The following is a 12,033-nucleotide window of genomic DNA, read 5'->3' on the forward strand; positions in this document are numbered from 1 at the left end:
AGTATTATCAAAATGAAAATTGGAATAATTGCTGCTATGGAAGAGGAATTAAATTCTCTTTTAGAAGCATTAACCTCTAAAACGGAGTCATCTGTTTTAGGAAACACATATTATAGTGGTCGATTCGGTAAACACGAGCTTGTTCTTGTTCAATCTGGAATTGGTAAAGTCATGTCAGCTATGACGGTGGCTATCCTAGTTGAAAATTTTAATGTTCAAGCTATCATTAACACTGGTTCAGCAGGCGCTGTAGCCTCTGACTTATCTATTGGAGATATTGTTGTAGCTGATAAACTTGTTTATCACGATGTTGATTTAACAGCATTTGATTATGATTTTGGGCAAATGGCTCAACAACCACTTTTTTTTGAAAGCGATCAAGAGTTTGTTGAAACCTTCCAAGCTGTTTTAGAAGAGGCTGACAACCACAGTAAAATTGGCTTGATTGCTACTGGAGACTCCTTTATTGCAGGACAAGACAAGATAGACTTGATTGTCTCGCATTTTCCTGAAGTTTTGGCAGTTGAAATGGAAGGGGCAGCAATTGCCCAAGCAGCTCACACCTCTGGTGTTCCGTTTATTGTTGTAAGGGCAATGAGTGACACAGCTGCACATGATGCTAATATAACTTTTGATCAATTTATTATCGAGGCTGGTAAACAGTCCGCATTCACCTTATTAGCATTTTTAAACAAATTAAACTAAAAAAAAGATTGGATTCATATCCAGTCTTTTTATAGTTCAGAAACATATATCTCTTTTGCAATATTTTCGGGGATTATCAAACTTTTATCTTGATATGTAATTAAATAGGTTTTGGCATAGCTGTCAATACTTTGTAATTCGAAAACTGTTTGGATACTAAGCTGATGGGATTCCAGATATTGAATCAAATGATACTGGTCATGAATACGGCTCAATTGGTATTTGCCAGGCTCCGTAATTTGATTTAAGGTTCTTGTATTTATTTCATTTAGAGGTTGATCCTTACGAGGAATAGTTCCTCCATGCGGACAAAAAACGGGGAAACCAAGACGTTCATCTAGACGATCGATAAAGTTATCAGAAACAGTGTGTTCCAAAACTTCAGCTTCTTGGTGAACTTCCTGAGAGGTGTAAGATAGTTGATTAATTAGAAAAACCTCGATCAAGCGATGCTTACGATAGAGATTAGCAATTAATTTTAAGCCTTTATCAGTTAAATAATAACCAACTACTTTATCTTTAATAATCCATTCCTGGTTCAGCATTTTTTTTATCATTTCTGATACTGCTGGGGCAGATACTTGCATACCCTGAGCAATCATTTTATTAGAAATTTTTGCATTTTCTTGTCCCAGTTCATAGATGCACTTAAGGTAATCTTCTTTATTAGGCGTCATTTCTCTCTGCCTTTCTCTTATTTATAACCATTATTATAACAAATTTTTTGAGAAAAATCTTGACAAATGTTGATAAATAATGTAGATTAATATCATAATTAACTATACTTAATTAATTATATAACTTAAATTAAGGAGAAAAAATGAAGAAGAAATTTACTTTTGCTTTGACTGCTGCTTTGTCATTATTCATGCTATCTGCTTGCTCGACTAGTGGTCAACAGGCAAAAAAAGAAGAAAAATTAAATGTTGTTGCAACTAATTCTGTTATTGCAGATATGACAAAAAATATAGCCGGTAATAAGGTTAATTTGCATAGTATTGTTCCAGTTGGTCAAGACCCCCATGAGTATGAACCATTACCTGAAGATGTTGAAAAAACAAGTTCGGCGGATTTGATTTTTTACAATGGAATTAACTTAGAAGATGGTGGACATGCTTGGTTTACTAAATTGATTAAGAATGCCAAAAAAGAAAAAAATAAAGATTATTTTGCGGTATCAGATGGTATTGATGTTATCTATTTAGAGGGGCAAAATGAAAAAGGTAAAGAAGATCCTCATGCTTGGTTAAATCTTGAAAATGGTATGATTTATTCAAAAAATATTGCTAAGCAATTAATCAAGAAAGATCCTAAAAATAAAACTTACTATCAATCTCATTTAAAAAGTTATTTGGCAAAACTGGATAATTTAGATAAAGAAGCTAAATCTAAGTTTGATAAGATACCAGCAGATAAAAAAATGATTGTAACAAGTGAAGGCTGCTTCAAATATTTCTCTAAAGCCTATGATGTTCCATCAGCATATATTTGGGAAATTAATACAGAAGAAGAAGGAACACCGAGTCAAATTTCAACTCTCATTGAGAAATTAAAAAAGAAAAAATTATCAGCTATATTTGTTGAATCTAGTGTTGATAGTCGACCTATGAAATCTGTTTCTAAGGATAGTGGAATTCCAATTTATTCTGAAATTTTTACAGATTCTGTTGCCAAAAAAGGGAAACCTGGTGATAGTTACTATGCCATGATGAAATGGAATTTAGATAAGATTTCAGAAGGTTTATCGAAATAATAGCCATAAAGCACAGGAGCTCAAGGGCCATGTGCTTTATTTATTTTTAAGGAGTTTTATATGATTACAGTTAACAATTTATCAGTTTCTTATCCTGGCAAAATCGAGGCCTTGCAAGATATTAGCTTATCACTTCCTGGTGGGGGGATAACTGGCATAATTGGACCAAACGGAGCAGGCAAATCAACATTAATGAAGGCAATATTGGGTCTAATTAATTATTCAGGTCAAGTAAAAATTGATACAGCGGATGCTAACTCTAAAGCGACAGCTATTGCCTATGTAGAACAAAGAAGTAGTATCGATCTCAATTTCCCAATTACGGTATCTGAGTGTGTCTTATTGGGAACCTATGGGAAACTTGGATTTTTTAAAAAAATAAGTAAAGAGGATAGAGAAAAGGTTAGCCATTATTTGGAAAAAGTTGGTTTATTAGAGTTTGAACACCGCCCAATCAAAAGTTTATCTGGTGGCCAATTCCAACGGATGCTCTTAGCCAGATGTTTAATTCAAGAAAAAGATTATTTATTTTTGGATGAGCCATTTGCCGGGATTGATTCTTTAAGTGAATCAATTATTATTGATCTGTTAAAAAAATTGGCTAGTAAAGGGAAAACAATCTTAATTGTCCACCATGATCTTAGTAAGGTGGATTATTACTTTGATCGAGTTATTCTCCTAAATAAGAAATTAGTTACTTATGGGAAGGTAACAGATGTTTTTAATCCCAAATATTTAGAAGAAGCCTATGGTCATATGATGGTGGGAGGAGCACTATGATTTTTGAAAAATTTTTTAACGGCCTATGCCAATATCATTTTTTGCAAAATGCCTTTATCACGGCCTTAATTATTGGTATTGTTTCTGGAGTAGTTGGCTGTTTTATTATCCTTCGGTCAATGTCATTAATGGGAGATGCCATTTCTCATGCGGTCTTGCCTGGTGTAGCAATTTCTTATATTTTAGGGATAAATTTCTTTATTGGCGCGATTGTGTTTGGCCTATTATCCTCATTATTTATTACTTATATTAAAGAAAATAGTATTATCAAAGGAGATACAGCCATTGGAATTACATTTAGTTCTTTTTTAGCCTTAGGTGTTATCTTAATTGGAATTGCTCAAAGCACAACTAATCTTTTTAGCATACTATTTGGAAATATCCTAGCAGTTCAAGATAGCGACAAATGGATTACGATTGGCGTATCTTGCTTAGTTCTTTTGACAATTGTGTTGTTTTTCAAAGAACTTCAATTAACGTCTTTTGACCCAGTTCTTGCACAAACAATGGGTATCAATGTTTGTGCCTATCATTACTTGTTGATGGTTCTATTAACTTTAGTAGCTGTTACAGCAATGCAAAGTGTGGGAACAATATTGATTGTAGCTCTATTAATTACACCAGCAGCAACTGCCTATTTATATGTCAATAGCTTGAAAGAGATGTTACTACTATCAGCCACTCTTGGTGCAGTCTCTTCTGTATTAGGATTATTTATTGGTTACACCTTTAATATAGCTGCAGGATCAACAATCGTTTTGACAGCTGCTTTCCTATTTGCCATTAGTTTTTTTATTTCCCCTAAACAAGGGATTTTAAAAAACGCCGATTGTAAAATTAAGCTAGACAAATAAAAAAGTCATTTGTGCTACACTCAAGATAGTTCCCGCAAAAGAATTATAAGGAGTGAAGACAAATGACCTATACCCATCTTACATCAAATGAACTTGCAATGATAGAGGCGTATTATAATAATCATCAATCTGTAGCCAAAACCGCAGTACTACTGAATAGATCTAGACAAACGATTCATAAAGTTTACCAATTTTTCAAAACAGGGCACAATGCTCTAGATTATTTCAATCAATACAAGAAGAATAAAACTCGCTGTGGCAGACGTCCTATTGTCTTATCAGATGAACAAACAGAATATATTCAAAAGAGGGTTGTTCAAGGTTGGACACCTGATGTGATTGTTGGCCGTGCAGAGTTTTCTATTTCTTGTTCTATGCGTACACTTTATCGTATGTTTAAACAAGGCGTATTTGAAGTGACTCACCTACCTATGAAAGGAAAACGTAAAGCCAACGGACACAAAGAAACTCGGGGAAAACAATCTTTTCGTCGATCACTTCGTGACAGAGGAAATGATTATTCTAAATTCAATCAAGAATTTGGCCACCTTGAAGGGGATACTATTGTGGGTAAAAAGCACAAAAGTGCTGTTATTACCCTCGTTGAGCGATTATCTAAAGTAATCATCACTCTTCAGCCAGAAGGCAGACGAGCTATAGATATTGAAAATCGTTTGAACCAATGGATGCAATCTGTACCTAAGCATCTATTCAAATCAATGACTTTTGATTGTGGAAAGGAATTTTCAAATTGGAAATCAATCAGTAATATAAATGATATTGATATCTATTTTGCAGATCCTGGTACACCATCACAAAGAGGGTTAAATGAAAACTCTAATGGTTTATTACGTAAAGATGGTTTACCAAAGCAAATGGATTTCAACGAAGTTGATGAATCTTTTATCCAATCTATTGCATCGAAAAGAAATAATATCCCTCGAAAATCATTAAACTATAAAACACCAATAGAAGTATTCTTGAGTCACATATGCAAAGAGGAATTGTCTAACTTAATTTGACAATTAATAAAAATAGAAAAAGATGATAAGTTACCACATAACTTATCATCTTTTTCATCAATATTTAAAAGTATAATCTTTGTTGATTTTGATTTCTTTAATAAGAATTTTTTCTTTTGGTTTATCCTTTTCATCGACCTCTGTTTTGGCAATCTTGTCTACAACATCCATTCCTGTGATGACCTGTCCAAATACAGTATAGCCACCATCTAGACTGGGATTACCTCCCTTATTATAAGCATCAATAATAGGTTGGGGGTAGTTGTCACTCGAAAGGGATTTTCCTTGATTGGCTGTATTTTGATTGATGAAAAATTGACTTCCATTGGTATCTGGCCCCGCATTAGCCATGGCTAGGGCACCACGGATATTATAAAGGTAAGGTGAGATTTCGTTTGGGAACCCTTGTCCATTATCTTTATCAGGATCTTTGTCATACCAGATTGATTGACCACCGGAACCATCGCCCTTGGGATCACCGGTTTGAATCATGAAATCCGAAATGACGCGGTGAAAGCTTAATCCATTGTAATAGCCTTCTTTAGCATGCGTTAAAAAATTTTCAACCGCTAAAGGCGCTAATTTTGGAAAAAGCTTAATTGTAATGTCACCTTGACTAGTAATTAATATTACCTCTGCTTGATTTTTATCAACTTTCTCCGAAAGTTGGGGGAATTTATCAGGGCTAGCTTTTAAAGCTTCCTTGAATTTTTTTTGATAAACTTTTTCTGCACTTTCTCTACTTTTTTGAGCAATTTTATCATCAACATATTTATCGCCTTTTATAGCTCTATCAAGATATTGACATCCAGTCAAGGTAGAAATAAATATAATAAATAAGCCAATTGATAGCAGTTTTTTCATAGAAACTCCTTAGAAATGTTTTCTTTTATTTTACCATATAAAACATAAAGAAAACTAAAATCATTCGTCATTTAAGTTGAAATTATGCGTTTTATCTCATGTTTTTTTTAATATTATTAATTGTCAAATTAAGTTAGACAATTCCTCTTTGCATATGTGACTCAAGAATACTTCTATTGGTGTTTTATAGTTTAATGATTTTCGAGGGATATTATTTCTTTTCGATGCAATAGATTGGATAAAAGATTCATCAACTTCGTTGAAATCCATTTGCTTTGGTAAACCATCTTTACGTAATAAACCATTAGAGTTTTCATTTAACCCTCTTTGTGATGGTGTACCAGGATCTGCAAAATAGATATCAATATCATTTATATTACTGATTGATTTCCAATTTGAAAATTCCTTTCCACAATCAAAAGTCATTGATTTGAATAGATGCTTAGGTACAGATTGCATCCATTGGTTCAAACGATTTTCAATATCTATAGCTCGTCTGCCTTCTGGCTGAAGAGTGATGATTACTTTAGATAATCGCTCAACGAGGGTAATAACAGCACTTTTGTGCTTTTTACCCACAATAGTATCCCCTTCAAGGTGGCCAAATTCTTGATTGAATTTAGAATAATCATTTCCTCTGTCACGAAGTGATCGACGAAAAGATTGTTTTCCCCGAGTTTCTTTGTGTCCGTTGGCTTTACGTTTTCCTTTCATAGGTAGGTGAGTCACTTCAAATACGCCTTGTTTAAACATACGATAAAGTGTACGCATAGAACAAGAAATAGAAAACTCTGCACGGCCAACAATCACATCAGGTGTCCAACCTTGAACAACCCTCTTTTGAATATATTCTGTTTGTTCATCTGATAAGACAATAGGACGTCTGCCACAGCGAGTTTTATTCTTCTTGTATTGATTGAAATAATCTAGAGCATTGTGCCCTGTTTTGAAAAATTGGTAAACTTTATGAATCGTTTGTCTAGATCTATTCAATAGTACTGCGGTTTTAGCTACAGATTGATGATTATTATAATACGCCTCTATCATTGCAAGTTCATTTGATGTAAGATGGGTATAGGTCATTTGTCTTCACTCCTTATAATTCTTTTGCGGGAACTATCTTGAGTGTAGCACAAATGACTTTTTTATTTGTCTAGCTTAATTTTACAATCGGCGTATTAATAAGTAGTTGCAAGAAAATACAATTAAGGGTATCAGTATATTCTCAAAATTAATTGAATCTTGTTCGTATTTCATAATTATTGAAAAATGGTATAATGATTTTATGACTAAACGAAATACACAAAGAAAAGGCGCAAAACCTAAGCGTCTAACCAAAGCAGAAATCGAAAAACAACGAGCCATTAAACGGATGATATTCTCCGTTTTAACTGGACTAGTCTTAATTTTTGCTGCTATTAGATTAGGAATTTTTGGTGTTACAGCTTATAATGTTATCCGTTTTATGGTAGGTAGCTTAGCTTATCTCTTTATTGGTGCACTTTTTATTTACTTATTTTTTTTCAAATGGTTACAAAAGCAAGAGGGCTTAATTGCTGGTTTTGTCATTCTTTTTTTGGGACTTTTAATTGAATGGCATGCTTACCTCTTCACATTTAGTCTTATGAAGGGCAAAGAAATTTTTTCAAGAACAGCCCGGTTAATTATGAGCGACCTCTTACAGTTTAAAGTTCATTCTTTCCTAGGTGGAGGTATGATTGGAGCCCTTCTATACAAACCAGTTTCCTTTTTATTTTCTAATATTGGCTCATTTTTCATTGGTGGCTTGGTTATCCTTTTAGGGCTCTTTTTGATGACTCCTTGGGACGTTTATGACATCAGCAATTTTGTGAAGTTACAAATGCAAAACTTACTTGAAAAGCATCATGCAGCTAAAGAGCTCCGCTATATCAAAAAAGAAGAAGAAAAAGCGAGAGCTGAAGAATTACGTTTGCAAGAGGAGGCTTTACTTGAGAATAATCCAAATCAAAGAGCTGTAGATATAGAGACTGGTGAAATTCTAGATGGTCAGATGGCTGGAATGATGGATCCATTGGCGGTCGAGCAAATGCCACTGGCTGAGCCAGAGATAATTGCTTATGAGTCGCATCCAGAAGATTTGGGTGTAATTGAAATGGATCAATTTGATGAGCAAGATTCGATGTTAGAATCTTATCCCATTCCTGAAGCTACTGATCAAATGACCATTGATGATGAGCTATTTGACGATGAGCCAGTCGAAGTTGACTTTACTCCGAAAGCTAATTTACTTTATAAATTACCAACAATTGACCTGTTTGCACCTGATAAACCAAAAAATCAGTCTAAAGAAAAGAATTTGGTTCGCAAAAACATCACTGTTTTAGAAGAAACTTTCAAAAGTTTTGGAATTGATGTGAAAGTGGAACGTGCTGAAATTGGACCATCTGTAACAAAATATGAAATTAAACCAGCAGTCGGTGTTCGAGTTAACCGTATTTCAAACTTAGCGGATGACTTGGCTTTAGCTTTAGCTGCTAAAGATGTCCGTATTGAAGCTCCTATTCCAGGGAAATCTTTAGTCGGAATTGAAGTACCTAATTCAGAAATTGCCACAGTTTCCTTCCGTGAGCTTTGGGAACAATCTAATACTAGTGATGATAAATTACTTGAAGTACCACTTGGTAAAGCTGTTAATGGTATGGCTCGCTCCTTTGACTTAACAAAAATGCCTCATCTTCTGGTAGCAGGGTCAACTGGATCTGGTAAATCTGTTGCTGTTAATGGGATTATTTCAAGTATTTTGATGAAAGCTCGACCTGATCAAGTAAAATTCTTAATGGTCGATCCAAAAATGGTTGAATTATCAGTTTATAATGATATTCCTCATCTACTAATTCCTGTTGTTACTAACCCCCGCAAAGCAAGTAAAGCTTTACAAAAGGTTGTTGATGAAATGGAAAATCGTTATGAACTCTTTAGTAAAGTTGGTGTCAGAAATATTGCTGGTTATAATGGAAAAGTTGAAGATTATAATGCACAATCTGAACAAAAGCAAATTCCCTTACCATTGATTGTGGTTATTGTTGATGAGTTGGCTGACTTAATGATGGTAGCAAGTAAAGAAGTTGAAGATGCTATTATTCGATTAGGACAAAAAGCTCGTGCTGCTGGTATTCACATGATATTAGCAACTCAAAGACCATCAGTTGACGTTATTTCTGGTTTAATTAAAGCTAACGTTCCTTCGCGTATTGCCTTTGCAGTTTCCTCTGGGACAGATAGTCGGACTATTCTTGATGAGAATGGTGCAGAAAAACTTTTAGGTCGAGGAGACATGCTCTTTAAACCAATTGATGAGAACCATCCGGTTCGTCTTCAAGGTTCATTTATTTCAGATGATGATGTTGAACGAATTGTTGGCTTCATCAAAGATCAAGCTGAAGCAGATTATGATGATGCCTTTGATCCTGGAGAAGTGACAGAAAATGACATGGGTAATGGCTCATCTGGTGATTCCAATGAGGGCGATCCGTTATTTGAAGATGCAAAAGCATTAGTCCTTGAAACCCAAAAAGCTTCGGCCTCTATGATTCAACGACGTTTGTCAGTTGGATTTAACCGAGCAACCCGTTTGATGGATGAATTAGAAGAAGCAGGCGTTATTGGACCTGCAGAAGGAACTAAACCAAGAAAAGTTCTGCAAACAAATTAAAAACCTTGAGTTATGCTCAAGGTTTTTTTAGATGATAAAGACTGCAATAACTAGTAAAAAATAAGTAAAAAAAGTGACTAAAAAACCAATACGCCAAAAAAGTTTAATAAATCTTGGATAGGTGAACCTTTGAACTTTAATTACTAATACTAAGCAAATGACGATAGATAAAATAGCCATCAAAATTAAGTAGTAGGGAAGGAAGGTGTGAGTGAAAAATTTTCCTGAAACTAAAGCAATCTCCAGAATAAATAATAATAGAGCTAAATCAGGAAATTTTAATCCATACCGTCCTAATTTAAAGGTAGAAACGATAATGTATGAAAAAATTGGTGTTAAAAAAATGAAGGCTAAGGCCACTAATTTATATGTTATCATAAAATAATTTTATACTCTTTCGTTGTGATTGTAAACTATTTCTTCCATCTTAAAATATGATAGCAAGATAATGATGACCACTCGAAATTAAAAATGTAAGGTCACTTATGTTTTTTGTTAGGAAAAAGATGTTTCATATGTTACGATTATTATATAACAAAAATAAGTAAAGGAGAAATATATGGAACAGTTAAATCAATTTCCGCATCCTGACTTACTCGTTGAGGATCGCCAGTTTATTACAATTACTATCGATTTAGATCCCTTATCTGCTTATTCTGAAAAGGATAGTCTTATTTTAGACAATTATCTGAAAGAAGCCAGTCAATTAACTGACAAATTGGAAAAAGAATGGCAAAAACAAGTTGCAGAGGTAAAAAATAATGCTCGAACTATTCTAACAGGCAGTGGGAGTCTAGTTCTATACATTACTAAAGATAATTCTTTTTACTATCAAATTGATAACCCAGTAGTTAACGGAATTGTTTTAGGTCCTGCGCCTTATCTTAAACCATTGATTGAGCAATTCCAATTTGCATATGAATTCCATTTACTTGTCTTAAATCAAGAACAAGCACGTTTGTTTAAACTTGGAATGAGCTCACTGAAAGAAATCAAAGATAAACCATGGCCAATAAGTTTAACGCAAGCTTTAGGTGAGGAAATCGTTGGTGGAGAATTAAACCACAGTAGCTTTGGTGGCCAAGGTGGAAATGGACAACACAGTTTCCATGGACATAATGATACAAGTAGTGAAAAAGAAATTGACCGTAATAATTTCTTCCGCTTTGTGGATAAATCTTTAATTGATTATTTTGGTCAAGAAGAAAATAATCAGACTATCTTATATGCACTTCCAGAAAATCAGGCTGCTTACCGTGCTATTAATAAATATAAGGGATTAATGGATTTCGGCATTGAACAATCAGCAGCCAAAATTTCTGATGAAGATATTGCAAAACAAGGTCAAGCATTTATAACTGACTTAAATACAAATTATTATTCTGATCTTGTCAATCGTTTTAATGAAACAAGCCCAAAAAATAAAGTAGATAATGACTTAGCAGAAATCAAAACGTTAGCATTTGAAAACCGAATCGCTGAGTTATTGATTGTAAAAGATGACCAAGGGAACTATTTGGTGGTCGGAAATGATAATGATAAAGCTATTGACCTACGACTTATTGTAGTAGAAGTGCTAAAATCTTCAGGAAAAATTTATGTCATTACTGAGGATGAAGCTGCAGAAGGCTTGACAATTAGTGCACGCACTCGTTATTAAGTCTGATATTTTGAAGCATTAATCAGGCCAATCTTTAGAGTATACCAAGTCTAAGCTTAGACTTGGTATACTCCTTTTTTTATGTAAGTAATGATAAATTTCGTAAACAATTTTTTATATTATTCCGTGTAAATGTCTTGATTTTTTTCTCAAAGTAGGTATAATAGTAAGGTATGCTATAAGCATATCTGTGGGAGGTAAAAATCTTAGTTACCGCCAAAACCACAACAGGAGGATTTTTAAAAATGGCTAAAAAAGTCGAAAAACTTGTAAAACTTCAAATCCCTGCTGGTAAAGCTACACCAGCTCCACCAGTTGGACCAGCTCTTGGTCAAGCAGGTATTAACATCATGGGATTCACTAAAGAATTTAATGCTCGTACAGCTGACCAAGCTGGCATGATCATCCCAGTTGTTATCTCAGTTTATGAAGATAAATCATTTGATTTCATCACTAAAACACCACCAGCTGCTATTCTTTTGAAAAAAGCTGCAGGTGTTGAAAAAGGATCAGGTACACCTAACTCAACTAAAGTTGCAACAGTAACTCGTGCACAAGTACAAGAAATTGCTGAAACTAAGATGCCAGATTTAAACGCTGCAAACATCGAGTCTGCAATGCGTATGATCGAAGGTACTGCTCGTTCTATGGGATTCACAATCGCTGAATAATCAGTAACTGTCCCTATTACCCGCACGACT

Annotated in this window: 11 protein-coding genes and 2 pseudogenes; 9 read left to right on the forward strand and 4 right to left on the reverse strand. The window is 34.2% G+C overall.

Annotation, left to right across the window (positions count from 1 at the left end; genetic code table 11):
* The first annotated feature begins 12 nt into the window (after positions 1 to 12).
* Positions 13 to 705 carry a 5'-methylthioadenosine/adenosylhomocysteine nucleosidase gene (locus MKY69_RS02570; protein ID WP_003106287.1) on the forward strand — a complete coding sequence of 231 codons (693 nt, stop codon included), beginning with the start codon at positions 13 to 15 and terminating at the stop codon, positions 703 to 705.
* A gap of 29 nt (positions 706 to 734) precedes the next feature.
* Here the strand turns inward: MKY69_RS02570 and MKY69_RS02575 are convergent, their stop codons facing one another.
* Complete coding sequence (locus tag MKY69_RS02575; protein WP_003106289.1) at positions 735 to 1,382, reverse strand: metal-dependent transcriptional regulator; 648 nt, start codon at positions 1,380 to 1,382, stop codon at positions 735 to 737.
* Positions 1,383 to 1,525: 143 nt separating this feature from the next.
* Between MKY69_RS02575 and MKY69_RS02580 the strand changes: the two genes are divergently transcribed.
* The 4 genes from MKY69_RS02580 to MKY69_RS02595 all read left to right on the forward strand — a co-directional run bounded on the left by MKY69_RS02580 (position 1,526) and on the right by MKY69_RS02595 (position 5,114).
* A complete protein-coding gene (locus MKY69_RS02580; protein WP_003103719.1) occupies positions 1,526 to 2,458 on the forward strand; it encodes a metal ABC transporter substrate-binding protein in 933 nt (310 codons plus the stop codon).
* Between the two features lie 60 nt (positions 2,459 to 2,518).
* A complete protein-coding gene (locus MKY69_RS02585; RefSeq protein WP_003106292.1) occupies positions 2,519 to 3,238 on the forward strand; it encodes a metal ABC transporter ATP-binding protein in 720 nt (239 codons plus the stop codon).
* Positions 3,238 to 4,092, forward strand: coding sequence for a metal ABC transporter permease (locus tag MKY69_RS02590; RefSeq protein ID WP_340791874.1), 855 nt, complete (start codon positions 3,238 to 3,240; stop codon positions 4,090 to 4,092). Before MKY69_RS02585 ends, MKY69_RS02590 begins: the two co-directional genes overlap by 1 nt.
* A gap of 62 nt (positions 4,093 to 4,154) precedes the next feature.
* Positions 4,155 to 5,114, forward strand: a complete 960-nt coding sequence (locus MKY69_RS02595; protein ID WP_002360751.1) for an IS30-like element IS1062 family transposase — start codon at positions 4,155 to 4,157, stop codon at positions 5,112 to 5,114.
* Between the two features lie 57 nt (positions 5,115 to 5,171).
* On the opposite strand, the gene MKY69_RS02600 is transcribed toward MKY69_RS02595, so the two are convergent.
* Positions 5,172 to 5,978: a peptidylprolyl isomerase gene (locus tag MKY69_RS02600; RefSeq protein WP_003106294.1), complete on the reverse strand. Its 807-nt coding sequence runs from the start codon at positions 5,976 to 5,978 to the stop codon at positions 5,172 to 5,174.
* 123 nt (positions 5,979 to 6,101) lie between these two features.
* On the reverse strand, positions 6,102 to 7,061 hold the full coding sequence (locus MKY69_RS02605) for an IS30-like element IS1062 family transposase (protein ID WP_002360751.1): 960 nt from the start codon (positions 7,059 to 7,061) through the stop codon (positions 6,102 to 6,104).
* 202 nt (positions 7,062 to 7,263) lie between these two features.
* On the opposite strand from MKY69_RS02605, the pseudogene MKY69_RS10550 reads away from it, so the two are divergent.
* Both MKY69_RS10550 and MKY69_RS10555 read left to right on the forward strand, forming a co-directional pair.
* Positions 7,264 to 7,903: pseudogene (locus MKY69_RS10550) on the forward strand (cell division protein FtsK); the annotation flags it as partial.
* A 287-nt stretch (positions 7,904 to 8,190) separates the two neighbouring features.
* Positions 8,191 to 9,672, forward strand: a pseudogene (locus MKY69_RS10555) (DNA translocase FtsK); the annotation flags it as partial.
* Positions 9,673 to 9,699: 27 nt separating this feature from the next.
* Here the strand turns inward: MKY69_RS10555 and MKY69_RS02615 are convergent.
* Entirely contained in the window at positions 9,700 to 10,050 is a 351-nt protein-coding gene (locus tag MKY69_RS02615; protein ID WP_003103771.1) for a DUF3397 domain-containing protein, read from the reverse strand.
* A gap of 181 nt (positions 10,051 to 10,231) precedes the next feature.
* On the opposite strand from MKY69_RS02615, the gene MKY69_RS02620 reads away from it, so the two are divergent.
* On the forward strand, positions 10,232 to 11,332 hold the full coding sequence (locus MKY69_RS02620) for a baeRF6 domain-containing protein (protein ID WP_003106299.1): 1,101 nt from the start codon (positions 10,232 to 10,234) through the stop codon (positions 11,330 to 11,332).
* Between the two features lie 245 nt (positions 11,333 to 11,577).
* On the forward strand, positions 11,578 to 12,003 hold the full coding sequence (rplK, locus tag MKY69_RS02625; protein ID WP_003105508.1) for a 50S ribosomal protein L11: 426 nt from the start codon (positions 11,578 to 11,580) through the stop codon (positions 12,001 to 12,003).
* Positions 12,004 to 12,033: the final 30 nt, after the last annotated feature.

It is taken from the genome of Streptococcus sp. FSL R7-0212 (assembly GCF_038007985.1).
Classification (GTDB): Bacteria; Bacillota; Bacilli; order Lactobacillales; family Streptococcaceae; genus Streptococcus; species Streptococcus parauberis.

What these genes read in the sequence shown, in the direction of transcription:
- MKY69_RS02570 (WP_003106287.1), top strand. Translation starts at nt 13, where the DNA reads ATGAAAATTGGAATAATTGCTGCTATGGAAGAGGAATTAAATTCTCTT.
- MKY69_RS02575 (WP_003106289.1), bottom strand. Translation starts at nt 1,382, where the DNA reads ATGACGCCTAATAAAGAAGATTACCTTAAGTGCATCTATGAACTGGGA.
- MKY69_RS02580 (WP_003103719.1), top strand. Translation starts at nt 1,526, where the DNA reads ATGAAGAAGAAATTTACTTTTGCTTTGACTGCTGCTTTGTCATTATTC.
- MKY69_RS02585 (WP_003106292.1), top strand. Translation starts at nt 2,519, where the DNA reads ATGATTACAGTTAACAATTTATCAGTTTCTTATCCTGGCAAAATCGAG.
- MKY69_RS02595 (WP_002360751.1), top strand. Translation starts at nt 4,155, where the DNA reads ATGACCTATACCCATCTTACATCAAATGAACTTGCAATGATAGAGGCG.
- MKY69_RS02600 (WP_003106294.1), bottom strand. Translation starts at nt 5,978, where the DNA reads ATGAAAAAACTGCTATCAATTGGCTTATTTATTATATTTATTTCTACC.
- MKY69_RS02605 (WP_002360751.1), bottom strand. Translation starts at nt 7,061, where the DNA reads ATGACCTATACCCATCTTACATCAAATGAACTTGCAATGATAGAGGCG.
- MKY69_RS02615 (WP_003103771.1), bottom strand. Translation starts at nt 10,050, where the DNA reads ATGATAACATATAAATTAGTGGCCTTAGCCTTCATTTTTTTAACACCA.
- MKY69_RS02620 (WP_003106299.1), top strand. Translation starts at nt 10,232, where the DNA reads ATGGAACAGTTAAATCAATTTCCGCATCCTGACTTACTCGTTGAGGAT.
- rplK (WP_003105508.1), top strand. Translation starts at nt 11,578, where the DNA reads ATGGCTAAAAAAGTCGAAAAACTTGTAAAACTTCAAATCCCTGCTGGT.